19 protein-coding genes are annotated in these 24,005 nt (G+C 72.7%); 12 read left to right on the top strand and 7 right to left on the bottom strand.

Annotated elements, in window-relative coordinates; genetic code table 11:
• Positions 1-213: 213 nt before the first annotated feature.
• The 3 genes from MT346_RS04050 (at position 214) to MT346_RS04040 (ending at position 4,927) form a co-directional block, all read left to right on the top strand.
• Entirely contained in the window at positions 214-543 is a 330-nt protein-coding gene (locus tag MT346_RS04050) for a WhiB family transcriptional regulator (protein WP_374202500.1), read from the top strand.
• 140 nt (positions 544-683) lie between these two features.
• Positions 684-3,536: a glycosyltransferase family 2 protein gene (locus tag MT346_RS04045; protein ID WP_243561531.1), complete on the top strand. Its 2,853-nt coding sequence runs from the start codon at positions 684-686 to the stop codon at positions 3,534-3,536.
• A complete protein-coding gene (locus MT346_RS04040) occupies positions 3,533-4,927 on the top strand; it encodes a DUF5719 family protein (RefSeq protein WP_243561529.1) in 1,395 nt (464 codons plus the stop codon). Before MT346_RS04045 ends, MT346_RS04040 begins: the two co-directional genes overlap by 4 nt.
• Positions 4,928-4,991: 64 nt before the next feature.
• On the opposite strand, the gene MT346_RS04035 is transcribed toward MT346_RS04040, so the two are convergent.
• Positions 4,992-5,432 (bottom strand): metallopeptidase family protein, encoded by a 441-nt coding sequence (locus tag MT346_RS04035; RefSeq protein WP_243561528.1) that lies wholly within the window; start codon positions 5,430-5,432, stop codon positions 4,992-4,994.
• Positions 5,433-5,488: 56 nt separating this feature from the next.
• On the opposite strand from MT346_RS04035, the gene MT346_RS04030 reads away from it, so the two are divergent.
• Together MT346_RS04030 and ahcY are read left to right on the top strand one after the other, a co-directional pair.
• Positions 5,489-5,710, top strand: a complete 222-nt coding sequence (locus MT346_RS04030) for a DUF3499 family protein (protein ID WP_243561526.1) — start codon at positions 5,489-5,491, stop codon at positions 5,708-5,710.
• A gap of 131 nt (positions 5,711-5,841) precedes the next feature.
• Positions 5,842-7,317 carry an adenosylhomocysteinase gene (ahcY, locus tag MT346_RS04025; protein WP_243561525.1) on the top strand — a complete coding sequence of 492 codons (1,476 nt, stop codon included), beginning with the start codon at positions 5,842-5,844 and terminating at the stop codon, positions 7,315-7,317.
• 34 nt (positions 7,318-7,351) lie between these two features.
• On the opposite strand, the gene MT346_RS04020 is transcribed toward ahcY, so the two are convergent.
• Positions 7,352-8,221 carry an RDD family protein gene (locus tag MT346_RS04020; RefSeq protein WP_243561524.1) on the bottom strand — a complete coding sequence of 290 codons (870 nt, stop codon included), beginning with the start codon at positions 8,219-8,221 and terminating at the stop codon, positions 7,352-7,354.
• Positions 8,222-8,268: 47 nt separating this feature from the next.
• On the opposite strand from MT346_RS04020, the gene MT346_RS04015 reads away from it, so the two are divergent.
• On the top strand, positions 8,269-9,264 hold the full coding sequence (locus tag MT346_RS04015; RefSeq protein WP_243561523.1) for a stage II sporulation protein M: 996 nt from the start codon (positions 8,269-8,271) through the stop codon (positions 9,262-9,264).
• Positions 9,265-9,381: 117 nt separating this feature from the next.
• On the opposite strand, the gene MT346_RS04010 is transcribed toward MT346_RS04015, so the two are convergent.
• The 5 genes from MT346_RS04010 to MT346_RS03990 are packed head-to-tail and all read right to left on the bottom strand — an operon-like array spanning position 9,382 to position 15,014.
• Positions 9,382-10,716 (bottom strand): DUF58 domain-containing protein, encoded by a 1,335-nt coding sequence (locus MT346_RS04010; RefSeq protein ID WP_243561521.1) that lies wholly within the window; start codon positions 10,714-10,716, stop codon positions 9,382-9,384.
• The gene (locus MT346_RS04005; RefSeq protein WP_243561520.1) at positions 10,716-11,693 is read right to left on the bottom strand and encodes a MoxR family ATPase; all 978 of its coding nucleotides are present in this window, start codon (positions 11,691-11,693) and stop codon (positions 10,716-10,718) included. The genes MT346_RS04010 and MT346_RS04005 overlap by 1 nt, the downstream gene beginning before the upstream one ends.
• A complete protein-coding gene (locus MT346_RS04000; RefSeq protein WP_243561518.1) occupies positions 11,690-12,991 on the bottom strand; it encodes a DUF4350 domain-containing protein in 1,302 nt (433 codons plus the stop codon). The genes MT346_RS04005 and MT346_RS04000 overlap by 4 nt, the downstream gene beginning before the upstream one ends.
• Positions 12,988-13,629 carry a DUF4129 domain-containing protein gene (locus tag MT346_RS03995; RefSeq protein WP_243561516.1) on the bottom strand — a complete coding sequence of 214 codons (642 nt, stop codon included), beginning with the start codon at positions 13,627-13,629 and terminating at the stop codon, positions 12,988-12,990. Before MT346_RS03995 ends, MT346_RS04000 begins: the two co-directional genes overlap by 4 nt.
• Positions 13,626-15,014 carry a glycerophosphoryl diester phosphodiesterase membrane domain-containing protein gene (locus tag MT346_RS03990; RefSeq protein WP_243561514.1) on the bottom strand — a complete coding sequence of 463 codons (1,389 nt, stop codon included), beginning with the start codon at positions 15,012-15,014 and terminating at the stop codon, positions 13,626-13,628. The genes MT346_RS03995 and MT346_RS03990 overlap by 4 nt, the downstream gene beginning before the upstream one ends.
• A gap of 145 nt (positions 15,015-15,159) precedes the next feature.
• On the opposite strand from MT346_RS03990, the gene mtrA reads away from it, so the two are divergent.
• The 6 genes from mtrA to secA all read left to right on the top strand — a co-directional run bounded on the left by mtrA (position 15,160) and on the right by secA (position 23,848).
• Entirely contained in the window at positions 15,160-15,834 is a 675-nt protein-coding gene (mtrA, locus tag MT346_RS03985) for an MtrAB system response regulator MtrA (protein WP_243561513.1), read from the top strand.
• Between the two features lie 5 nt (positions 15,835-15,839).
• On the top strand, positions 15,840-17,504 hold the full coding sequence (mtrB, locus tag MT346_RS03980; RefSeq protein WP_243561512.1) for an MtrAB system histidine kinase MtrB: 1,665 nt from the start codon (positions 15,840-15,842) through the stop codon (positions 17,502-17,504).
• On the top strand, positions 17,501-19,243 hold the full coding sequence (locus MT346_RS03975; protein ID WP_243561511.1) for an LpqB family beta-propeller domain-containing protein: 1,743 nt from the start codon (positions 17,501-17,503) through the stop codon (positions 19,241-19,243). Before mtrB ends, MT346_RS03975 begins: the two co-directional genes overlap by 4 nt.
• A gap of 107 nt (positions 19,244-19,350) precedes the next feature.
• Positions 19,351-20,052 carry a phosphoribosyltransferase family protein gene (locus MT346_RS03970; protein ID WP_243561510.1) on the top strand — a complete coding sequence of 234 codons (702 nt, stop codon included), beginning with the start codon at positions 19,351-19,353 and terminating at the stop codon, positions 20,050-20,052.
• A 161-nt stretch (positions 20,053-20,213) separates the two neighbouring features.
• The gene (gene hpf, locus MT346_RS03965) at positions 20,214-20,924 is read left to right on the top strand and encodes a ribosome hibernation-promoting factor, HPF/YfiA family (RefSeq protein ID WP_243561509.1); all 711 of its coding nucleotides are present in this window, start codon (positions 20,214-20,216) and stop codon (positions 20,922-20,924) included.
• A 143-nt stretch (positions 20,925-21,067) separates the two neighbouring features.
• The gene (secA, locus tag MT346_RS03960; protein ID WP_243561508.1) at positions 21,068-23,848 is read left to right on the top strand and encodes a preprotein translocase subunit SecA; all 2,781 of its coding nucleotides are present in this window, start codon (positions 21,068-21,070) and stop codon (positions 23,846-23,848) included.
• The last annotated feature ends 157 nt before the right edge of the window (positions 23,849-24,005 follow it).

Here is a 24,005-nt window from a genome sequence, read left to right as displayed (position 1 = left end):
GCACAGGGCGCGTGTCCTGAGGGACAGGAACTGTCCCCCGCTCGGCCGACAGAACCGGCGCGACACGCCCGTACGGGGGACATGACACGCCGGAACGGTCAGTGCGTTCTATGATCCGCGACTTGACCTTTCGGAATCACACCGCTGTAATTACAGGCAACGACATCGTCCGACAGGGTCCGGGGCGCTGCGTTGCGAGCGAGAAACCAAGGGGTGATCAGGGTGAGCGGTTCCGACTTCCACGCCGGAGTTCCGGAAGACTGGCACGTCGACCCCGTGGCGCTCGGCGTCCCCGGTGTCCGACGAGCGGACACCGACCAGGACGACGCCCTCGCGTGGCAGGTCGACTCGCTCTGCGCGCAGACCGACCCCGAGGCCTTCTTCCCCGAGAAGGGCGGCTCCACCCGCGAAGCGAAGAAGATCTGCACGTCGTGCGAGGTCCGGTCGCAGTGCCTGGAGTACGCGCTCGAGAACGACGAGCGGTTCGGCATCTGGGGCGGCCTGTCCGAGCGTGAGCGCCGGAAGCTGCGGAAGCGCGCCTGAGCGGTCAGCGCGACGGGAACCCGCCGTGGAGGCCCGGTGCGGGCCCGCCCCGCACCCTGCGGTGATCGTCTCCACAGGTTCACGGCGCGCCGCCACGGCGGGCCGGTGCCGAGCCTCCAGACCGTAGAGTGACGCCCGTCATGCAGCCCAGTTCCGCTCAGCCCCGTGTCACAGCCGTCCTGGTGGTCGCGAACGGGGCCGACCACCTCGACCGGACCCTGGCAGCCCTCGCGAGCCAGACCCGCCACCCCGACAACCTGGTCGTCGTCGACGTCGGGTCCACGGACGGCTCCACCGCCGAACTCGAGTTCGGCGGCTCGGCCCAGCTGACGCGCATCCCCGCCGGACGGTCGTTCGGCGACGCGGTCGCCGTCGGCGAACAGGCCGCACCGCACCCCGAGTCGGACGAGTCCGTCGACGAGTGGCTCTGGCTCGTCGGGCACGACAACGCGCCCGCGCCGACCGCGCTCGCCGAGATGCTCGCCGCGGTCGAGATCGCTCCGTCCGTCGCGGTCGCCGGCCCGAAGCTCACCGCGGTCGACGACCCGTCCCGCATCCGGGCGTTCGGCGAGAGCATGACCCGGTTCGGCCGGTCGCTCGTCCTGGTGCAGGACGAGCTCGACCAGGGCCAGCACGACCGGAACACCGACGTGATGGCCGTCGCCGCCGGCGGCATGCTCGTGCGTCGTTCGGTCTGGAAGGTGCTCGGCGGCTTCGACCCCGCGCTGCCCGACGTGGACGCCGCCCTGGACTTCTGCGTGCGCGTCCGCCTCGCCGGCCACCGTGTCGCCGTCGTCCCGGACGCCCGCGCGACGACGGCCGGCCCGATCGAGGAGTTCGGCCGCAAGCGCGTGTCCGAGGCCCGCCGGGTCCGGTTGCACCGTCAGGCGCAGCTGCACCGTCGCATGACCTACGCGCCCGCCGGCCTGCTGTGGCTGCACTGGCTGACGCTCGTGCCGTTCGCGGTCGGACGCGCGGTCGGGCACCTCGTCGCGAAGCACCCGGCCGCCGTGTCCGGCGAACTCGCCGCGGCGTTCGCGGTCGCGTTCGGCGGTGGCACCGCGCGGTCCCGCACGGCACTCGCGCGCTCGAAGCGCCTCGGGTGGGCCGCGGTCGAACCCCTGCGCATCAGCTGGCGGCGGGTGCACGAGCGGCGGACGACCTCGCGCGACGTCGAACTCGCGCGGGTCGAGGACGCACCGCTGGCCCGCGCGTCGTTCCTGGGCGACGGCGGCATCTGGGTCGTGCTGGCGGCCGCCCTGCTCAGCGTCGTCACGCTCTTCCCGCTGCTCGGCTCGCCGGCGCTGACCGGCGGGGGTCTGCTGCCGCTGTCGACCTCGGTCGCGCAGCTGTGGCAGAACGTCGGCTACGGCTGGCACTCGCTGGGCACGGGGTTCACCGGGCCGAGCGACCCCTTCGCCGCGGTGCTCGCGGTGCTCGGCTCGATCGTGTTCTGGTCGCCGTCGACCGCCGTCGTGGTCGTCGTGCTGCTGGCGTTCCCGGTGTCCGCGCTCGGCGCGTGGTTCGTCGTGCGGAAGCTGACCACCCGCATGTGGGTGCCCGTCATCGGCGCGGCGCTCTACACGATCGCTCCCACGCTGGTCGGTGCCGTGACCACGGGGCACCTCGGCGCGGTCATCGCCCACGTGCTGCTGCCGTGGCTGTTCCTCACCGTGCTCGAGGCGCACCGGTCGTGGGCCTCGGCCTCGGGCGCCGCGCTGCTGTTCGCCGCCGTCGCAGCGAGTGCTCCGTCGCTGCTGCCCGTCCTGCTGATCGGGTGGCTCGTCGCGCTGGCTGCTGGATGGCGTCACGCGCACCGCCGGGTCTTCATCCCCGTGCCGGCCGCGGTGCTGTTCGTCCCGCTCGTCCTGACCCAGGTCGCCCGCGGCAACCTGCTCGGCGTCTTCGCCGACCCGGGCGTGCCCTCGGCCACCCGGGCGCCCTCGGCGCTGCAACTCGCGATCGGGCAGCCCCTGCCCGACTGGAACGGCTGGCTGTCGGCGAGCTCCCCGCTCGACCTGGTCGCCGCGGCGCTCCCCGTCGCCCTGGCCGTCCTGGCACTGCCCATCGCCGCGACCGCGATCGGTGCGGTGCTCGGGCACCGCTGGTCGGTCGCCGGCACGGCGCTGCTCGCGGCGCTGCTCGGGTTCGCGACCGCCTTCGCCGCGACCCACGTGACCGTCACCGGCGTCGGGTCGACCACCACGATCGTCTGGCCGGGCAGCGGGCTCAGCGTGTACTGGCTCGCGATCGTCGTCGCGGCCTGCATCGGCGTGGACACCGTGCCACGCCAGGCGCCCGTGGTCGGCCTCGTCGCGACGGTCTTCGCCGGGGTCGCGGTCGCGCCGGCCTTCGCGGCCTTCTACCTCGGCACCGCGGTCATCCAGCCGACCACCGGCCGCGTGCTCAGCGCGTACGTCAACGCCGAGGCGCAGGCGAACCCCGACGTCGGCACGCTCGTCGTCGAACCGCAGTCGGACGGCTCCCTCGCGGTGTCGCTCGAGCGTGGGCAGGGGTCCACCCTCGACGACCAGTCGACGCTCGACGCGACCGCGTTGTCGCTGAGCCCGTCCGGGTCGCGGTTGGCGACGCTCGCGGGCAACCTGGCCAGCCGCAGCGGCTACGACCCGGAACCCGCGCTCCGCGAGCTCGGCATCAGCTTCGTGCTGCTCGACGACGCCTCGGACGACGCACTCGCCCAGCAGGTGCACGACCGTGCTGCCGGTGCGATCGGGCAGGACGCCCGGTTCACCAGCATCGGCGACACCACGAACGGCCAGCTGTTCCACTACGACGGCACGGTCGACCGCACGGGCGGTGGCTCCAGCGCGTCGAAGGCGACCCACGCGCTGTACCTGGTCGTGCTCGGGGTGGTGTTCGGCGCAGCGGCACTGCTCGCCGTGCCGACCGCACCGCGCCGACGCCGCGCCACCTCGAACGTCCTCGAGGCCGACGAACCCGCCACCACCTTCGACGAGGAGCGCGACGAATGACCTCCACCGCTCGCCGCTGGGTCCTCCGCGGCACGGCCACCGCGATCGCCGTCGTCGTCGCGGCGGGCACCATCGCCGCCGCGCACACGCTCGGCACCACCGAGACCCCTGGTCGCCCCGCCGGCCGCACCGTCACGCCGGTGCCCGCGGACGCCGAGCGTGTCTGCGCCGGCAGCGCCCTGCGGCTCTCCGACGAGTCGGGCAACGACGCGACCACGGCCAGCACGGTGGGCCGCCCGACGATCGCGACGGCGACCACCGGGCAGACCGTCGACCGGACCGACCTGCAGGCCGGATCGACCGGCAGCAGTGACCCGACCCTGCTCACCGCGCCCGCGGGGGACACCACCCCGCAGGTCGCCGGGTCGAGCTACCAGAGCGTCTCCGACGGCGACCTGGTCGGGATCGCGGCAGCGTCCTGCGACGACCCGTCGCCGTCGACCTGGCTGGTGGGCGGTTCCACCGAGACCGGGCGCACCAGCCTGATCACGCTGTCGAACCCGACGGACGTCAACGCGACGGTCGACCTGGCGATCTACGACGCGACCGGCTCCGTCAGCGCCCCGGGCACGACGGGCATCGTCGTCGCACCGAACTCGCAGAAGGTCGTGCCGCTGTCCGGCTTCGTCTCGGACCAGGGCTCGACGGTGGTGCACGTCACCTCGTCCGGCGGGCAGATCGTCGCCCACTTGCAGGAGAGCGTCGTGCGCACACTCACCCCCGGCGGGTTCGACATCGTCTCGGGCGGCGCCGCACCGTCACGCAACCAGGTCATCCCCGCGGTCGCACTGCGGGGTGCGCAGGAGTCCCAGCGCGGCGACGACACCGCCGACGCCGCGCCCGTCGTCCGGATCTTCGTGCCGGGCACGACCGCGGCGCGGGTCACCCTCGGCATCACCACGGCCGACGGCGGCGGCACGACCGTGAACACCACCGCCGAGCCGGGTGTCGTCACCGACGTCGCGCTCGACGACTTCCCCGACGGTCGGTACTCGTTCACCGTGAGCTCCACCGAGCCGGTCGTCACGGGTGCGCGCACCACGACCCCGACCGAGGACGGCGCGACCGACGTGGGGTGGTTCGCATCGGCCGAGCCCCTCGGCAGCCGCGTGATCACGGCGGTCGCCCCCGGGGACACCAGCCGGATGAACCTGGTCAACCCGACCACGCGCGACGCCCAGGTCACGATCCGTTCCGGTGACGACCGACAGCGCGTCGAGGTGCCGTCGCAGTCCACCGCGTCGGTGTCCGTGCCGACGTCGAAGCAGCTCGTCATCACCGGAGCGCGCGGACTCTCGGTCGGGGTGACCTACTCCGGACGCGACGGGGTCGCTGGGTTCCCGGTCCGGCCGGCCAGCGAGGTCTCGACCCCCCTGCGCGTCTACCCCTGACCCGCGACGCCGTCGTCCCGCGCGGGGCGGACACGGCGGAGCTCTCCGGCCCGGAACCGCGTCGTCACCAGTGACGGTAGCGGTCCGGCGCCAGGTCCCACGGGTCCTTGTCGAGCAGCTCGGCGACGGCGCGGAACACCGCGGTCTCGACGATCACCCGACGATCGGTGTCGTCCTTCTCCGGCGACCGGGTGACCCGCTCGACCGGGATCCGGAACACCGTCACACGGCGTTCGTCGTGCTCGACCCGCCACCGGGGCATGGCGTCCGGGACGGCGGTGTCGGTCGGCATGTCCGCCACCTGGAACACCACGCCGTGCAGTTCCTCCGGCCACAGCCCGAGCAGGTAGTGGGCGGTGTCGCCGACGATGCGGTCGAAGGCCTCGGCCCGCGTGATGATCGGCGCGAGCTCGGGCCCCGTGACGCTCGACCGCGAGCCGCGACCGTGACGGGAACGTCCCCGTCCGCGGTCGACCGGGATGACGAGTCGGGGCTTGCGGCGCATCCCCACATCGTACGCGGCGGGCGCCCCGGGGCCGGGCCGGTAGGGTCGAGGTCGGGATGGACGTACGGATCTGCAGCAAGGTCGCGTGTGGCGCGAGTGCATCGGCGACCCTGACGTACGACTACGGCGACTCGATGGTCGTCGTCGGGCCCCTCTCCACCCGGGTCGAGCCGCACGGCTACGACCTCTGCGCACGGCACGCCGCCGGCCTGCGCGTCCCGCAGGGTTGGCACGTCATCCGCCGAGCGCCCCTGCGCGAGGAGCGCACCGCCGACTGACCTGGCCACGACCGGTCCGCGACCGGGCCACGGCCGGACGGGAGGCACGGGCCGGGCCCGCCACGGGCCTCCTGTCCGTCATCCCGCGCAGTCCGGGGCCCCCGGCACGGTGCCCGTGCCAGACTTGCGGCATGACCACCGACACCCAGGCCGCACCGTTCCGCGTGGCCGACCTCGGCCTCGCCGCGGCCGGTCGTCACCAGATCCGACTCGCCGAGAACGAGATGCCGGGGCTGATGTCCCTGCGCGAGGAGTTCGGCCCCACGCAGCCGCTCGCCGGTGCCCGCATCGCCGGGTCGCTGCACATGACCGTGCAGACCGCGGTGCTCATCGAGACCCTGACGGCGCTCGGCGCCCAGGTGCGGTGGGCCAGCTGCAACATCTTCTCCACGCAGGACGAAGCCGCCGCGGCCGTCGCCGTCGGGCCGACCGGCACCCCCGACGCACCCGCGGGCGTGCCGGTGTTCGCCTGGAAGGGCGAGACCCTGCAGGACTACTGGTGGTGCACCAGCCGGATCTTCGACTGGAGCGCCGAGGCCGCCGCGGCCGGGGCGTCCTGGACCGGCCCGAACCTGATCCTCGACGACGGTGGCGACGCGACGATGCTCGTGCACACCGGAGCGGACGCCGAGGCCGCCGGTCGTGTGCCGGACGCCGGCCCCGACGCCAGTGCCGAACACCGGATCGTGCTCGACACGATCGCCGCCTCGCTCGCGTCGTCACCGGACCGTTGGACCCGGATCGCCGCCGACGTGCAGGGCGTCACCGAGGAGACCACGACGGGCGTGCACCGGCTGTACGAGCTGTTCCGCACCGGCGAGCTGAAGTTCCCGGCGATCAACGTGAACGACTCGGTCACGAAGTCGAAGTTCGACAACAAGTACGGCATCCGGCACTCGCTGCCCGACGGCCTGAACCGTGCCACCGACGTGCTGATCGGCGGCAAGGTCGTGTTCGTGGTGGGCTACGGCGACGTCGGCAAGGGCGCCGCCGAGGCGATGCGCGGCCAGGGTGCCCGGGTCATCGTCAGCGAGGTCGACCCGATCTGCGCGCTGCAGGCCGCGATGGACGGCTACCAGGTCGCGCGGCTGGCCGACGTCGCCGACCAGGTCGACATCGTGGTGACGTGCACGGGCAACCTCGGCGTCGTGGGCGTCGACGACATGCTGGCGCTCAAGCACCTGGCGATCGTGGCGAACGTGGGGCACTTCGACAACGAGATCGACATGGCGGGGCTCGAGTCGTTGGCCGGTGCCGAGAAGGTCGAGATCAAGCCGCAGGTGCACGAGTGGCGGCTGCCGACCGGCCGGTCGATCCTGGTGCTCAGCGAGGGCCGGCTGATGAACCTCGGCAACGCCACCGGGCACCCGTCCTTCGTGATGAGCAACTCGTTCACGAACCAGGTCCTGGCGCAGATCGAGTTGCACACCCGGCGGTCGGAGTACCCGACCGGCGTGTACGTGCTGCCGAAGCACCTGGACGAGAAGGTCGCGCGCCTGCACCTCGACGCGCTCGGCGTCCGGCTCACCACCCTCCGCCCGGAGCAGGCCGCCTACATCGGGGTCCCCGTCGAGGGCCCCTTCAAGCCCGACCACTACCGCTACTGACGGCGGGCCGGTCCCGTCGACGCCGGCCCCGGCGTCAGCGCGGGAAGCCCGGCGGGCGGGCCGTGGCGGTGACGGCAGCGTCGGCGAGCACCCGCGCGCGGGTCTCGAACGCCCGGCGATCGCGGCTGCGGCGGAGGGCGACGACACCGGCCAGGAACTCCTCGGCGGGCACCGGCGGCACCGGGTGGGCGTAGGCGGCGACCTCGGCGGCCAGTGACCGGGCCGTGGCGTCGCGGAGCGCGGGCTGCACCGTCGCGGCCCCGCGGAAGAACGCCCCGAGCCGGTTCTCCAGACCCTGGGGGAGCGCCCGGACGTCGGCGACCGAGGCCCACCCCGCCAGGGTCGGCGGCATCAGCACGATCGGGTCGCGGGTGCGGGGGAGGCGTTCGTGCTGCACGACCGTGCCGGCGAGCAGGTCCCCGAGCCGCCGGGGCCGTGACCCGAACAGTGCCACCAGCAGCGCGACCGAGCCGAACGTGCTCCACAGCTCGAGCAGGCCGACGAGGGCCCGGGTGACGGCGTGCCGGAACGACACCGCACCCCCGTCGAGCCGCACGACCCGGGTGCCGAACGCGTACCGGCCGACGCTCTTGCCGCGCGTGACGGTCTCGACCGCCGCCGGCACCAGCACGAGCACGACGACGAGCGACGCGATCTGGGCCGCCGCCAGCCACGCGTCGTCGAGCCCGCGCGGCCAGAGCCGGGCGAGCCCGAGCAGCAGCATCACGTACAGCACCACCAGGCAGAGGCCGTCGAGCAGCGCCGCGGCCAGGCGGAGCACGATGCCGGCGGGCAGGACGTCGAGCGCCACGGCCTCGCCGACGACGAGCTCGTCCCCGGCGTCGTCGAGCGCCCGGACGAACCGGGCGTCCGTCAGGTCACGGGGCGTCGATCGCTTCGGCATGGGACCATACTGGCGGAAGGACCGCACAGCGCACGAGGGGGAGCCGCATGGACCTGGACGCGTACTCCGAGGTGCACCGCGACGCGTGGCAGGACCTCGACGCGCTGGCCGCGCGGCGGCCCCGCACGGGCGAGGACGTCGACCGCCTGGTCGCCGGGTACCAGTCCGCCGCGACCGACCTGGCGCGGATCCGCGGTGTCGCGCCCCGTTCGACCACGGGTGACCGCCTCTCGCTGACGCTGCACCGCGCCCGGCTGCGGTTCACCGGGACCCCGACCGACCCCCTGACCGTGCTGACCACGTTCTTCGGCCGACAGCTGCCCGCGGCGCTCCACCGGATCCGCTGGGTCACGATCTGGGTCGCCGTGGCGACGTTCGCCATCGCCGGCATCACTGCGGTCTGGATCAGCACCACCCCCGGCGCGGTGGCGACGTTCGGCACCGATGCGGCGCTGCGGCAGTACGCCACGCAGGACTTCGTCGACTACTACTCCGCCCACGGGCTCGGGGCGTTCACGGCGCAGGTCTGGACCAACAACGCGTACATCGCCGCGAGCATGGTGGCGTTCGGGATCACGGGGCTGTTCGTGCCGTACTCGATCGTGCAGAACGCGCTGAACCTCGGCGTCTCGGCGTCGATCATGCACTCGCAGGGCCGGCTCGGCGACTTCTTCCTGTACATCGCCCCGCACGGGCAGCTCGAGCTGTACTCGATCTTCCTGGCTGGTGGCGCGGGGCTGATGATCTTCTGGTCGTGGGTCGCACCCGGTGCCCGGACCCGCGCCGACGCGTTGGCGCAGGACGGTCGAGCGCTCATCGCCGTCGCCGCCGGACTCGTGCTGACGCTGCTGCTCTCGGGCATCGTCGAGGGCACCGTGACGCGGCAGGACTGGCCCTGGCCCGTGAAGATCGGCATCGGCACCGTGGCCCTGGCGCTCGTCCTGTACTACCAGTGGGTGATCGGCGGGCGTGCGGCCCGGGCGGGCGAGCGTGGCGACGTCGAGGAGTTCGAGCGTGGCGCGTCGGCCATCGTCGCCGGCTGAGCGGTCCGCCGTAGATCGCACCCCCGGGGTGACGTCGCGCCCCTGCGCACCGGGGCGCGACGTCCGCACCCGGGCGCGAAACGGCACGACCTGACCCCGCGCCTGGCCGGCGGCCGGTCAGAGCCTCCCGGCCGCCTTGGCCCGCAGGTAGGCGTCCGCGACCAGCGGCGGCACCTGTTCCGGCGTGCCGCTGACCACCTCCGCGCCCGCGCGGCGGGCGACGTCGGCCACGCCGTCCGCATCGAGCAGCGTGCGTGCGGCGGCGGCCCGGCGGTAGACATCACGTCCGGCAGCGGTCGGGAGGCCCGGGGCGCCCCCGTCCCGCCCCGCGCCGCCGCCGGCGCTCGCCATCATCGTCACGGCCGGGTCCTCGATCGCGGTCACCACGACGGCGTGCCGCCGCGCCAGCGTCGGGAGCACCGCGAGCAGGTCGCCCGAGGCGCCGACGGAGTCCAGGCTGGTGGCGAGCACCACCAGGGAGCGCTGCGTCGTGACAGCGTCGACGAGCGCCGGCACCCCGGCCCAGTCGGTCGCCGCCAGGCCCGGCTCGGCGAGCGCGAGGGTCTCGCCGAACCGCTGCACCACGTCCACGCGGGTGGCGCCGTGCACACGGCCCCGGACCCGGTCGTCGACGACGGCCAGGTCGACCCGGTCGCCCGCCGCCGCGGCCAGGGCCCCGGTGAGCAGCGCGGCCTCGATCGCGGTGTCGAGCCGGGGTTCGTCACCGATCCGGCCCGCACCCGCGCGACCGGCGTCGACGACGACCACGACGCGGCGGTCGCGCTCGGGTCGCCAGGTCCGCACGACCAGGTCCTGCCGCCGCGCCGTGGCCCGCCAGTCGATCGAGCGCACGTCGTCGCCGCGGACGTAGTCGCGCAGCGAGTCGAACTCGGTGCCGTGCCCGCGCAGCTGCAGGGTCGTCTCACCGTCGAGCTCGCGCAGGCGGGCCAACCGCGAGGGCAGGTGTCGGCGTGACCGGAACGGCGGCGTGACGACCAGCTCCGCCGGGGCGACCAGGACGCGCTGCCGGGCGGCCAGCCCGAGGGGACCGAACGCCCGCACGGCGACCCCGGCGCTCCGGCGACGGCCGCGGCGGAACGGTGTGAACCGCATCCGCGCCGTGCGTCGTTCGCCGGGCGGCACGGTCAGGCGGATCCGGTTCGGGGTGTGCCCGGCTGACGGCTCCCACATGTCGCGGACCAGGGCGCGCAGGGGGCGCTGGCCGTCGTTTTCCAGCACGAGCGTGCCCTCGGCGGTGGTGTCGCGCCGGGCGAGCCGGGGCATCCGGCGCTCGACGCGGACGGCGCGCAGGTCTGCGGCCAGCAGGACGTCGGCGGTCGCCGCGACCAGCATCACGCCGACCCACGCCAGACCACCCCACCCGCTGCCGAGCAGCACGGTGGGGACGATCGCGACCGCGAGCAGCGCGACGAACCGCCCGGAGATCGCCACTAGATCGGCACCCGCACCTGCTCGAGCACCTGCTGCAGCACGCCGTCGGCCCCGATTCCCTCGAGTTCGGCGTCCGCGGCGACCCGCATCCGGTGCCGCCACACGGGCAGCAGCATGGCCTGCACGTGGTCGGGCGTGATCGCGTCGTAGCCGGTCAGCCACGCCCAGGCCTTGGCGGCGGCCAGCAGCGCCGTCGCGCCGCGTGGGCTCACGCCGACCCGCACCGACGGTGCCGCGCGGGTCGCACGGGCCAGGTCGACCACGTACGCCAGCACGTCGTCGCGTGCTCCGACGGCGCGGACGGCGCGCTGTGCGGCGAGGACCTCGTCGACACCCACCACGGGGGTGATGCCCGCCGACCGGACGTCGCGTGCCACGAAACCGTCGGCATGGCGGCGGAGCACCTGCCACTCGACGTCCCGCGGCGGGATCTCGAGCGTGAGCTTCATGAGGAACCGGTCGAGCTGGGCCTCGGGCAGCGTGTAGGTGCCCTCGAACTCGATCGGGTTCATGGTCGCTGCGACGAAGAACGGGTCGGGCAGCGGCTTGGGGGACCCGTCGACGCTGACCTGGCGTTCCTCCATCGCCTCGAGCAGGGCGGACTGGGTCTTCGGCGGTGTGCGGTTCACCTCGTCCGCCAGCAGCACGTTCGTGAACACCGGCCCCTGGCGGAACGGGAACGTCCCCGTCGAGGCGTCGTAGACCAGCGAACCGGTGACGTCGCCGGGCATCAGGTCGGGCGTGAACTGGATCCGCTTGGTGTCGAGCGACATCGCGGCGGCCAGGCTGCGGACCATCAGCGTCTTCGCCACGCCGGGGACGCCCTCGAGCAGGACGTGGCCCTGGGCGAGCAGGCCGACGATCATGCCGGAGACCGCCCCCTCTTGCCCGACGACGGCCTTGCCGACCTCGGCGCGGACCTGGCCGAAGGCGTCGCGCAGGTCCGTGGTGCTGGTGGTGGTGGGCAGGTCGGTCATGGTCGTCCTCCTGGTCGGGGGTCGGTCGGCGGTTCCGGCTGCGGTGGTCCGGTCGTGTGGTCGGTCGGACGGGAGGCCCGTGGTGCGTCCCCGGCGACGGCGCGCGTCACGGCGTGCTCGAGTTCGTCCAGTGCCCGCGCGCCGCCGACGAGGCTCCGGTCGTCGGTGGCCGGACCACCGACGAGCACGGCCCCGACCGCGTCGGCCGGACGACCGGTGGCCGCCGCGACCCGTCGGACGACCTCGTCGACGTGGGCGGAGCGGGGGAGCCCGAGCGCACGACCCAGGCGACGGACCGCCGCGATCCGCAGGGTGTCGAGGGCGTGGGTGCGGTCGCGGGTCCGCGCAGCCAGGCGAGCGCGACCCTCGGTGGTCTCCGACGCACGGACCACGACCGGTAGCTGCTCCACCACGAGCGGGCCGAGCCGACGGCCCCGCCAGATCCCGGCGGCGACCGCCACGGCTGCCAGCAGCGCGATCGCGCTCGGGACCCACAGCGGTGCGAGTTCGCCGAGCGAGGGCGCCGCGTCCGTGCTGCCCGCGGTCGGGACGTACCAGGCCAGCCGGTCGTCGCCACCGAGCAGTCCGAGCGCCAGGGCGGCGTTGCCGGCGGTCGTGATCGAGTCGTTCCGGAAGGCACCGGTCGTGCCCACCAGGGTGACCTGACCGGCAGGCGTCGACGCCTGGACGAGTCCCCACGCCCGGTCGCTCCCGGTCCCGGTGGGGGCACAGCGCACCACTCCGCTCCCGTGCGCGCTGTAGGCGACCCCGGTGGTCGAGACCCGGCGCGCCGAGCCGGCTGCCGGGATGCCGCACGACGCGGTGCTGACGGTGTCGTCCGACTCGACCTGTGCGGCGGGGGTGGCCCGCGTGCGGAAGGCCTCGAGCACGGCACTGTCCGTCGTCACGAGCACGACGTCGGGCACGGTGCGGGCGATGCGCCGGGCGACCGACGGGGCCAGCACACCGGCCGAGTCGTCGACGAACACCGTGCCGGGGTCGGCGCCGAGCCGGTCGGCGTCGTGGACGACGTCGACGTCGGTGCCCTGCTGCTCGAGGACCCGGACGAGCGCGCGGGACCCGCTCGCCGCGGTCGAGGTCGGGTCGAGCGGTGTGTCCGTCGGGCCCGTGCCGCCGCCGATGGCCGCCGTGAGCGCGGCGAGCAGGACCCCGATCAGGACGATCGCGACCCAGGACACGATGCGCAGTCCACGGCCCGCCCGCACCGGCGCCTCGGCGCTCTCGGTGTCGTGTGGCCGCTCGTCGGTGCGTCGGGGTGCGACCGTCGGCGCGCTCATGCGGGCACCACCGGACCGTCGACTCGTGTCGGTCGGGCGTCCTGCACTGCGCGTGTCGTCTCGAGGACCTGGCGGGCCGCGGCGTCGTCGGCGTGCTCGTCGAGGTACCGGACCCGGTCGAACGTCGTCGCGGCGGTGTGCACGGCATCGGCGAGCGCCGGGAACGGCGTGCTGGCACGGACGGCGATCGCCCGCGCCGTGGCTCCCGGGACGTCGGGGACCAGGTCGCGTTCGCCGAGGCCGCGCGCGAGCGCTCGGTAGCCCTCGAGCACGGCCCGGTCGAGGTCGCCCGCTGCCAGTGCCGCGCGAGCTGCGGCCGCGATGGTGGCGGCGCTGCGCTGGTCGTCGCCGTCGAAGACCCCGCCGGGACCCTCGGCCGCGAGCCGCGCCCGACGCCGGGGCAGACCGCGCGCGACGACGACGAGCACGACGACCGCCACGAGCACCACGACGGCGATGACCAGCACCGTGCGGCCGAAGCCCTCGGAGCCCAGCCCGTCCGGGCGCAGCGAACCGAGCCAGTCGAGGAACGACCGCGAGGCACGGTCCCACCAGGTCACGTGGGCGCCGCTGTAGTCCTGCTTGGCGAGCTCGCGTTCGAGCAGTCGGCGAGCCTGGTCCGGGTCGACGCCCGTCATCCGCGCCCGCCGTCACCGGGGGGTCCCCACGGCGGCTGCTGCTGGGGCCACGGGCCCGGCTGCTGCGGCGGCTGGGGCCACTGCTGCTGCGGAGGCTGCTGCGGCCACGGGCCCGGCTGCTGCTGCCACTGCTGCTGGCTCGGCTGCGGTCCGCCCCACGGCGGGCGTGCGACGGGTTCGGCCGGGGCGAACGGGTCACTCGGCGACCCGGTCTCCAGGTGCGACGCGATGCGCTGGTCGAGGGCCTCGGTCCGGATGCGCCGGTCGATCGCCAGGAAGGTGGTGACAGCGGCGCTGAGCACGTCGGTGACGCACTGCACCGCGATCACCAGCAGGCTGCCGACGACGAGTGCGACGACCGCTCCGACCGACGCGCCCGGTCCGGTGCTCGTCTGGCCGAGCGGGTCGAACACCCCCGACACCAGGCTCGCTCCGAGCGACAGGGGGATGCCCGCGATGCCCGCCGCGATGCCGAACCCGATCTGCACGAGCAGCAGGATGCCGAACGTGCGCCAGAACGCGCCGCGCGTGAGCCGCCAGGACTGCGCGGCCGCCGCGAACACGCCGCGGCCCTCGAGCGCGATGGTGGGGACGGTGAAGGCGAACCGGGTGCTCAGGAACGCCAGCAGGACGAACAACCCGAGCGCCATGCCGATGATGCCGAGCACGAAGGCCGCGATCGTGCCGCCGCTGTTCGCGGAGACGGCACCGACCAGCCCGACGACGACCAGCAGGAACAGCACGGCGACGACGATGCCGGCCGCCAGCTGCAGCAGGATCCACCACACGACGCTCCACCGGCGCCCGGCCAGCAGCGACCAGAGTCCGCGGAAGGTGCCGCGACGTCCGAGCACACGCTGCCCGGTGTCCACGGCGACCGGTGCGACCAGGAAGCCGCGGCCGAGGTAGGCCAGGAAGGGCACCACGGTGGCCAGGACCAGGTACAGGGTCAGACTGCCCGCGATGATGCTGGTGCCGTCGTCCCCACCGTCGAACGCCGACAGCATCCGGGACTGCAGCGAGCGTTGCCCGAACGTCGTCACGAGGGTCGATACCAGCCCGAGCACGCCGGACAGCAGCACCGCCCACAGGACCAGCACGCGGGGGTTCCGGCGGAAGACGGTGAACGCTCCGGCCAGTACGTCCCCGAACCCGAGCGGACGGAGCGGGATGACCGGACGCTGCGACGGCGGCGGGCCCTGCTGGCCGGACGGACCCTGCTGGCCGGACGGAGCCTGCTGCCCGGACCAGCCCTGCTGGCCGGACCATGCGGGGGCTGCTGGTGTGCCCTGGGACGGCGGCTGCGTCGGCGGCTGCCGTGGGCCTCCTGGTCGGTCGTCCGGACCGTCGGACGCCCCGGGTGCACGCCATTCGTCGTTCGCCATCGGACCGCCCCCTCACGTCGGCCGCGCTGGGACACGCGGACACGTCCATCCTGGCGGAAAACCCGTCGTGATGGGGCCTCGGCTATCGTGAACGACACGTGCCCGCTCGGGTACGTCCGCACGCCACCGAAGAGCAGCCATCACCATGACACCGCGCATCCTCGTCGTCGACGACGACCAGGCCCTCGCCGAGATGATCGGCATCGTCCTCCGCTCCGAGGGCTACGAGCCCGAGTTCAGCGCCGACGGCAACGACGCCGTCGACGCCTTCCACGCGACCAAGCCCGACCTGGTGCTGCTCGACGTGATGCTGCCGGGGATCGACGGCATCGAGGTGTGCCGTCGGATCCGCGCCGAGAGCGGCACGCCGATCATCATGCTGACCGCCCGAGGCGACACCTCGGACGTCGTCGCCGGGCTCGAGAACGGCGCCGACGACTACGTGGTGAAGCCGTTCAACCCGAAGGAGCTCGTCGCGCGGATCCGCACGCGGCTGCGACCGGCGGCCTCGGACGCCACCGTCCTGAACGTCGGGGACCTGACGGTCGACGTCCCCGGGCACGAGGTCCGTCGCGGTGACGCGGTCATCGCGCTCACCCCGCTCGAGTTCGACCTGCTGCGGGCCCTCGCCGAGAAGCCGAACCAGGTGTTCACCCGCGAGATGCTGCTCGAACAGGTCTGGGGCTACCACTACAAGGCCGACACCCGTCTGGTGAACGTCCACGTGCAGCGCCTCCGCGCGAAGATCGAGCACGATCCGGACAACCCGCGCATCGTGACCACCGTCCGCGGCGTCGGGTACCGCGCCGGGGGAGCCTGAGCACCGTGCCGCCGACGACGTCCGGTGCGTCGGGCCTCGGCCAGGTGCGCCGGCGGTTGCGCCACTGGGCCCGACGCGGGTGGCGCGCCGTCGCGTACCTGTGGCGTCGATCGCTGATGTTCCGGTCGGTGGCCATCACCGTCACCACGACCGGACTCGCGGTGGTCGTGATCGGCACCGCGGTCATGCTGAGCATCTCGAGCAACGTGTACGCGCAGCGCCGCGACCAGATCGAGGCGGAGTCCGCTCGGGCGACGAACGTCGCGCAGGGCATCTTCGACGCGGCGACCGCGGCCGAGGACAACAACCAGTCCGAACTCGAGACGCTGCAGAACGAGGCGCAGCGCGCGATCCTGTCGAACACGACCAGCCCGGGCGGCACGAGCATCGCGATCGAGCGGTCCCCGAACCAGTCGACGCCGCAGACCCTGCAGAACCGGGCGAGCCAGTACTTCCCCGACGCGGTCATCACCGACGCGCTCCGGAAGGAGGTGGGCAAGGACACCGGGCGGTTGCACCTGCAGGCGGTCCGTCTCGACGACGGCGGTCGGCGCGAGCCGGGGATCGCGGTCGGGTCGACGCTGCAGGTGCCGAGCGCCGGGCAGTACGAGCTGTACCTGGTGTACGACCTGTCCGACGCGCAGAAGACCCTGGACTTCGTGTCGCAGACGCTGTCGATCGGCGGCGTCGCGCTCATCGTGCTCATCGCCCTGGTCACGTCCCTCGTCGTCCGGCTCGTCGTCGTCCCGATCCGCGGTGCTGCCGAGACGAGCCGCAAGATCGCCGCCGGACGCCTGGACGAACGCATCCCGGTCCGCGGGCAGGACGACGTCGCCACCCTCGCTCGGAGCTTCAACGGCATGGCGGACGCCGTCAGCCGGCAGATCACCCAGCTCGCCGAGCTCTCGCGGGTGCAGCAGCGGTTCGTGTCCGACGTCTCCCACGAGCTCCGGACGCCGCTGACGACCATCCGCCTGGCCGGTGACGTCCTGTACGACGCGCGGCACGCGTTCGAACCGTCGGCGGGTCGCTCGGCGGAGCTCATGCACGACCAGATCGAGCGGTTCGAGCTGCTGCTGTCCGACCTGTTGGAGATCTCGCGGTACGACGCCCAGGCGGTCGAGCTCGAGACCGAACCGGTCGTCCCCGCGGCACTCGCCACCGACATCGTCGACGAGTTCCGGCCGCTCGCCGAACGCGCCGGCGTGGAACTCCGGCTGGCGACGCCGGGGGGCCACACGACGATGCAGCTCGACGCCCGCCGCATCCGACGGATCCTGCGCAACCTGGTCGGCAACGCGATCGAGCACGGGGACGCCAAGCCCGTGCACGTCGTCGTCGACAGCGACGCGAAGACCGTCGCCATCGCCGTGCGGGACCACGGCGTCGGCATGCCCGCCGAGGACACCACGCGGGTGTTCGACCGCTTCTGGCGGGCTGATCCCAGCCGCAAGCGCACGATCGGCGGGACCGGCCTGGGACTGGCCATCAGCCTCGGCGACGCCAAGCTGCACGGGGGCCGCATCGACGTGTGGTCGCGGCTCGGTGAGGGATCGGCGTTCGTGCTGACCGTCCCACGGCAGGGGCAGGAACCCACCGCGACGAGTGCGATCCGGTTGCCGGAGCTCGACGAGTCCTACGACGGCCCGCGAGAGGAGCCCACCCGATGAGCCGCACGCGCCCCGCCACGTCCGCACCCGTCCGCACGCGCCCCGCACGCGTCCGCACGCGCCCCGTCCGCCGCGCCCTCGCGGTGGCGCTCGCCGCCCTGACGCTCGTCGCCGTGTCCGCCTGTGCGGCGATCCCCACCGGCGGTCCGGTCCGCACCGGCCAGAGCCTCAAGGACGAGTCGGTCTCCGGTGTCGACTACCGGCCGAGCGCCCCCGAGGACGGCTCCACGCAGAGTGCGATCCTGCGCGGGTTCGTGAACGCCGCCACCGGCGCGCAGGACAACTACGCCGTCGCCCGCGAGTTCCTGAGCGATGGGTTCGCCCAGAAGTGGAACCCGCGCCAGAGCACCACGATCCGGCAGGGGGACGGCGACGTGGAACAGGTGGGGGACCGCGAGCTGACCTACACGCTCACCGCGAGTGCCACGGTGGACAGCGACGGCGAGTACACCCAGGCGGTCCGACCGACGTCGTCGACGCTCACGTTCCAGTTCACGAAGCAGGACGGCGAGTGGCGGATCAGCTACGCGCCCGACGGCATCATCCTGACACCGGGCAGCTTCGGGCAGGTGTTCCAGCCCCACGCGCTGTACTTCTACGACCCGACCTACCGCTACCTGGTCCCCGACGAGCGCTGGTTCCTCGCCAGGTCCTCCACCAGCACGCGGATCGTCAGCGCCCTGCTGGCCGGCCCGGCGGACTGGATGAAGGGTGCCGTGCTGTCGTCGTTCCCCGAGGGCACGCAGCTCTCGCTGAACGCGGTGACGGTGGACAACGGCAGCGCCCAGGTGGACCTGTCGAGCGAAGCGCTCCGGGCCAGCACCGTCGACAAGGTGCGGATGCGCGAGCAGCTCGCCCGGTCCCTGTCCTCGGTCGCGACGATCTCGTCGGTCGAGCTGACCATCGAGGGCGGCAGCTTCTCGATCCCCGACTCCAGCGGCACGAGCGCGGTGGTCAACCCCGACGTCGACCCCAGGCCGCTCGTGGTGTCCTCCGACGGGGTGGGCTACGCCGCTCCCGGGACCGGCGACGTCGCGAAGCTCGGCAGTGGTCTCGGCGACGCGATCGCCGCACTCACCCCGGACGCGCTGTCCCTGAACGCGGCCGGGACCGACGCCGCGGTGCGCAACGGCGACGGGGTCTTCGTCGTCCAGAGCGGCAAGAAGCCCGTCCGCGTCACCTCGAGCCAGGACCTCGTCCCGCCGTCCGTCGACGACCAGGGGTTCGTCTGGACGGCGCAGTCCACGAACCCGCGGGCGATCACCGCGTGGAGCTTCCGCGGCGAGCAGCACCAGGTGACCTCGACGCTGCCGGACGGCCAGCTCGTGTCGTTCCAGGTGTCCCGCGACTCGACCAGGGCGCTCGCCCTGATCGACACGGACGGAGGCCCGGCGCTCTACGTCATGGCGATCGTCCGCGACTCCGACCGCGCCCCCACCGCGCTCGGTGCCCCGGTCCGTCTGCAGGCCGCAACGGGCACGGCGGTCGGTGCCACCTGGGTGAGCGACCTCGACGTCGCGACGCTCGGGCAGACCGCCAGCGGGCCGAGCATCGTCCGGTCGACCATCGGCGGGCAGGCGACGACCCTGCAGAAGCCGGACGGCACGGCGAAGCAGATCGTCGGCGGCAGCGGGGGAGCGCTGCTGCTGCGGATGTCCGACGGCCAGGTGCTGCAGTCGGCCGGGGGCGGATGGGACCGCACCGGCATCAAGGCCTCGGTGCTCGGCACGCAGCGCTGACGACCGGTCCCGTCGGCTGGTCCCCCACACCCCGCCGGACCGGAGGCTCGTCCACCGTCCCCGGGGTCGGCCGCCGTCCGGTGGGCTCCGGCCACCAGACTCGGCGCATGTCATCGACACCGCCGCCACCCCGACCCGACACCGATTCCCCACCGCGTCCCTGGTCGGACGCCGTGGCCGCGGTGGTCGGGCTGTTCCTGCCCGTCGCCTGCCTGGGGTGCGGGGCACCCGACCGGGCCCTCTGTCGGCGGTGTCGCGCCGACCTCGCCGCCCGACCCCGACGGGTCCGGCTCGTCGCCGGCGCCCGGCTCGATGCCGCCTTCGAGTACGAGGGGCTCGTCCGCACGCTGCTGCTCGAACTCAAGCTCCGGGGGCGGGTCGACGTCGCCACACCGCTCGGACGACCGACGGCCGCGCTCGTGCGTCAGGCGCTCGCCGGAGCACCGCCGGGTACCCGCGTCCTCCGGGTGCCTCCGTCTCCCCGGGGCCGTCGACGCCGCGGGTTCGACACCGTGGTGCTCCTGCTGGCGCGGGGCGGCGTGCACCGCACCGGACGACTGCGCCGGTCGCGGCGGTCCGTGTCCGACCGGACGGGCGGCGGTGGTGGCGGACAGAAGGAACGGACGGCGCTCGAGCGGGTCGACGCCACGGTCGGCACCCTGCGCGCGGTCGGTGTCCGCGGGCGGCACGTCGTGCTGGTCGACGACGTCGTCACGACGGGCGTCACCATGGCCGAGGCGGTCCGGGCCGTCCGGGCGGCCGGCGGTCGGGTGGTGCGGTGCGTGGCGACGGCCAGTGTCGAGCGCTGACGGCCGGGTGAACGCCCGGTGTCCACTGTGCATCCGGTGGGTGTCTTCGCGAACCACGGTTCCGACGTGACGCGCGATGGTCTGCGGGTCTAGCGTGTGGCGACAAGGCGCCGTAGATCGCCGGATGGAGGCGACGCGCCGAAGTACGGATGGGAGCCGCCATGGACGTGACGATCACGGGCCGGAACGTCGGGATCACCGATCGATTCCGCACCTACGTCGAACAGAAGTCCGACAAGCTCGACGTGCTCGCCGACCGCGCCCTCGCCTTCGAGGTGCGCATCAGCCGCCACCACGAGAAGAGCGGCAGCAGCCAGGGCGAGGACCGCGTCGAGCTGACCCTGATCGGACCCGGGCCGCTCGTCCGGGCCGAGTCGGCGGCATCGGACAAGTACGCGGCGTTCGACCTGGCGTTCGCCAGGATGTCGGAACGGCTGCGTCGGGCACGCGACCGCAAGAAGGTCCACCGTGGGCGTCACCGTCCCACCTCGGTGGCCGAGGCGTCGGGGTCGGCCTTCGACGGCATGGGTGTGGTCCCGGCCGACGCCAAGCTCATCGAGGACGTGGCGACGGGGACGATCAGCGTCGTGGACGAAGCCGCGCGTGAGGACGCCGAAGAGGTCTACTCGCCCGTCGTCATCCGCGAGAAGGTGTTCGAAGCGGCCCCGATGACCGTCGACGACGCGCTCTACCACATGGAGCTCGTCGGGCACGACTTCTACCTGTTCGTCGACGCCGACACCCACCGTCCGAGTGTCGTCTACCGGCGCAAGGGCTGGGACTACGGCGTCATCGGTCTCGACGGCACCGACAGCACCGCAGCTGCCGACGCCCAGGACCGCCGCACCGAGCCGGCCAGCGCCATCGCCTAGCAACGGACGACGACCAGTCGGTGTGCACGGTTCGTCCGCGGGCCGTGCACACCGCTGCTCACAGCAGCCCGCTCGTGCGGGTTGCTAGCATGACTGGCTGATCGGCGCGCCACCCGCGCGCGACGACCCCGTAAGGAGTTCACGTGGCAAACGTGCTGGAGAAGGTCCTCCGCATCGGTGAAGGGCGCACCCTCCGTCGGCTGAAGGCGTACGCCTCGGCCATCAACGACCTCGAGGACGACTTCGCGAGTCTCACCGACGCCGAGCTCCAGGACGAGACCAAGGAGCTCCGCGAGCGGTACGCCAACGGCGAGACCCTCGACGACCTGCTGCCCGAGGCCTTCGCCGCCGTTCGCGAAGCCGCCAAGCGCACGCTCGGCATGCGGCACTTCGACGTCCAGCTCATGGGCGGCGCCGCACTGCACCTCGGCAACATCGCCGAGATGAAGACCGGTGAGGGCAAGACCCTCGTCGCGACGACCGCCGCGTACCTCAACGCGATCCCGTCCCGCGGCGTGCACGTCATCACCGTCAACGACTTCCTGGCGTCGTACCAGTCCGAGCTCATGGGCCGCGTGTTCCGCGCGCTCGGCATGACGACCGGGTGCATCGTGGCGAACCAGTCGCCGATCGAACGCCGCGAGCAGTACGCCGCGGACATCACCTACGGCACGAACAACGAGTTCGGCTTCGACTACCTGCGCGACAACATGGCGTGGCAGGCCGCCGACATGGTGCAGCGCGGCCACTTCTTCGCGATCGTCGACGAGGTCGACTCGATCCTCATCGACGAAGCCCGCACGCCGCTCATCATCTCCGGCCCGTCTTCTGGCGAAGCCAACCGCTGGTTCACCGAGTTCGCCTCGATCGCGGGTCGTCTGACCGCGGGCGAGGACTTCGAGGTCGACGAGAAGAAGCGCACCGTCGGCGTGCTCGAGCCCGGCATCGAGAAGGTCGAGGACTACCTCGGCATCGACAACCTCTACGAGTCGGCGAACACCCCGCTGATCTCGTTCCTCAACAACGCGATCAAGGCCGACGCCCTGTTCAAGCGCGACAAGGACTACGTCGTGATGAACGGCGAGGTCCTGATCGTCGACGAGCACACCGGTCGCATCCTGATGGGCCGTCGCTACAACGAGGGCATCCACCAGGCGATCGAGGCCAAGGAAGGCGTCGAGGTCAAGGCGGAGAACCAGACGCTGGCCACAGTCACGCTGCAGAACTACTTCCGGCTGTACCAGAAGCTCTCGGGCATGACGGGCACCGCCGAGACCGAAGCGGCCGAGTTCATGTCGACCTACAAGCTCGGCGTGGTCCCGATCCCGACCAACAAGCCGATGCAGCGTCTCGACCAGACCGACCTGGTCTACAAGAACGAGAAGGCCAAGTTCGAGCAGGTCGCCGAGGACATCGCCGAGCGGCACGAGAAGGGCCAGCCGGTCCTGGTCGGTACCACCAGCGTCGAGAAGTCCGAGTACCTGTCCAAGCTGCTCGCCAAGAAGGGCGTCAAGCACGAGGTCCTCAACGCGAAGAACCACGCACGCGAAGCAGCGATCGTCGCCCAGGCGGGTCGCGTCGGCGCTGTGACCGTCGCCACGAACATGGCCGGTCGTGGTACCGACATCATGCTCGGCGGCAACGCGGAGTTCCTCGCGGTCCAGGAGATGCACGCCAAGGGCCTGTCGCCGACCGAGACCCCGGACGAGTACGAGGCCGCGTGGGACGAGGTGTTCGCCGCGACGAAGGCCATCGTCGAGACCGAGGGTGACAAGGTCCGCGAAGCCGGCGGACTGTACGTCCTCGGCACGGAGCGCCACGAGTCGCGTCGCATCGACAACCAGCTCCGTGGTCGTTCCGGCCGTCAGGGTGACCCGGGCGAGAGCCGTTTCTACCTCTCGCTCACCGACGACCTGATGCGGCTCTTCAACTCCGGCGCCGCCGAGAGCCTCATGGGCCGCTCGAACGTGCCGGACGACCTGGCGATCGAGAACAAGCTCGTCGGGCGTGCGATCCGCTCGGCCCAGTCGCAGGTCGAGGGCCGCAACGCCGAGATCCGCAAGAACGTGCTGAAGTACGACGACGTCCTGAACCGCCAGCGCGAGGCGATCTACAGTGACCGTCGCCACATCTTGGAGGGCGACGACCTGCACGAACGCACGCAGTCGTTCCTGAAGAGCGTCATCGACGACGTCATCGACACCCACACCAGCGAAGGTTCCCCGGACGACTGGGACCTCGACGCGATGTGGACCGAGCTCGGCACGCTGTACCCGATCTCGATCACCATCGACGAGGTCATCACCGAGGCCGGCTCCAAGGGCAAGGCGACGCGCGAGTTCCTCGGTCGCGAGATCCTCTCCGACGCCAAGCTGGCCTACACCCAGCGCGAGGAGACCCTCGGCGAAGAGGCCATGCGTGAGCTCGAGCGCCGCGTGGTCCTCTCCGTGGTCGACCGCCGCTGGCGCGACCACCTGTACGAGATGGACTACCTGAAGGACGGCATCGGCCTGCGTGCCATGGCGCAGCGCGACCCGCTCGTCGAGTACCAGCGCGAGGGCTTCGCGCTGTTCCAGAGCATGATGGGCCAGATCCGCGAAGAGTCGGTCGGCTTCCTGTTCAACCTCGAGGTGCAGGTGCAGTCCGACGGCGAGAACGCGGTCATCCAGGCGAAGGGCCTGGACGAAGAAGAGGTCGCTGGCCTCGAGTTCTCGGCACCGTCCATCGACGGCGAGGTCGAGGTCCGCGACGAGCAGGGGCGCCTCGAACAGGCCGCAACCGCGCTCGCGCAGCGCGCCCAGGCCGAGGAAGAAGCGGAAGTCGCGCCCGAGAAGGGCTCGGCGTTCGGCTCGGCTGCCACGGCTACCGGCCAGGCGACGGCGACCAACCGTGCCGACCGTCGTCAGGCCGCCAAGAAGGGCTGACGCTCCCGGACACCGCCCACGACGAGCCGCTCAGGGGCCCGGCGACGGTCCGACACGACCGCGCCGGACTCAGGGCGGCTTCGTCGTGGCCGGCGTCGGCGTCGGCGCCGTTGCCGCCGAGCGGTCGCGTCGGACCCCCGGGCGGACATCGCGCCCG

The sequence above is a fragment of the Curtobacterium sp. VKM Ac-2922 genome (assembly GCF_022815645.1).
In the GTDB taxonomy this organism is placed as follows: Bacteria; Actinomycetota; Actinomycetes; order Actinomycetales; family Microbacteriaceae; genus Curtobacterium.
Note: the sequence above shows the minus strand (reverse complement) of the source record. Positions and strands in the feature narration are given on the sequence as shown.

Excerpts from the sequence above, each read along its gene's own strand:
- MT346_RS03975 (WP_243561511.1), top strand. The coding sequence starts at position 17,501 with ATGAGCCGCACGCGCCCCGCCACGTCCGCACCCGTCCGCACGCGCCCC.
- hpf (WP_243561509.1), top strand. The coding sequence starts at position 20,214 with ATGGACGTGACGATCACGGGCCGGAACGTCGGGATCACCGATCGATTC.
- MT346_RS04020 (WP_243561524.1), bottom strand. The coding sequence starts at position 8,221 with ATGCCGAAGCGATCGACGCCCCGTGACCTGACGGACGCCCGGTTCGTC.
- MT346_RS04040 (WP_243561529.1), top strand. The coding sequence starts at position 3,533 with ATGACCTCCACCGCTCGCCGCTGGGTCCTCCGCGGCACGGCCACCGCG.
- MT346_RS04035 (WP_243561528.1), bottom strand. The coding sequence starts at position 5,432 with ATGCGCCGCAAGCCCCGACTCGTCATCCCGGTCGACCGCGGACGGGGA.
- ahcY (WP_243561525.1), top strand. The coding sequence starts at position 5,842 with ATGACCACCGACACCCAGGCCGCACCGTTCCGCGTGGCCGACCTCGGC.
- MT346_RS03990 (WP_243561514.1), bottom strand. The coding sequence starts at position 15,014 with ATGGCGAACGACGAATGGCGTGCACCCGGGGCGTCCGACGGTCCGGAC.
- MT346_RS04045 (WP_243561531.1), top strand. The coding sequence starts at position 684 with ATGCAGCCCAGTTCCGCTCAGCCCCGTGTCACAGCCGTCCTGGTGGTC.
- MT346_RS04000 (WP_243561518.1), bottom strand. The coding sequence starts at position 12,991 with ATGAGCGCGCCGACGGTCGCACCCCGACGCACCGACGAGCGGCCACAC.
- mtrA (WP_243561513.1), top strand. The coding sequence starts at position 15,160 with ATGACACCGCGCATCCTCGTCGTCGACGACGACCAGGCCCTCGCCGAG.
- MT346_RS04015 (WP_243561523.1), top strand. The coding sequence starts at position 8,269 with ATGGACCTGGACGCGTACTCCGAGGTGCACCGCGACGCGTGGCAGGAC.
- MT346_RS03970 (WP_243561510.1), top strand. The coding sequence starts at position 19,351 with ATGTCATCGACACCGCCGCCACCCCGACCCGACACCGATTCCCCACCG.
- MT346_RS04005 (WP_243561520.1), bottom strand. The coding sequence starts at position 11,693 with ATGACCGACCTGCCCACCACCACCAGCACCACGGACCTGCGCGACGCC.
- MT346_RS04030 (WP_243561526.1), top strand. The coding sequence starts at position 5,489 with ATGGACGTACGGATCTGCAGCAAGGTCGCGTGTGGCGCGAGTGCATCG.
- MT346_RS03995 (WP_243561516.1), bottom strand. The coding sequence starts at position 13,629 with ATGACGGGCGTCGACCCGGACCAGGCTCGCCGACTGCTCGAACGCGAG.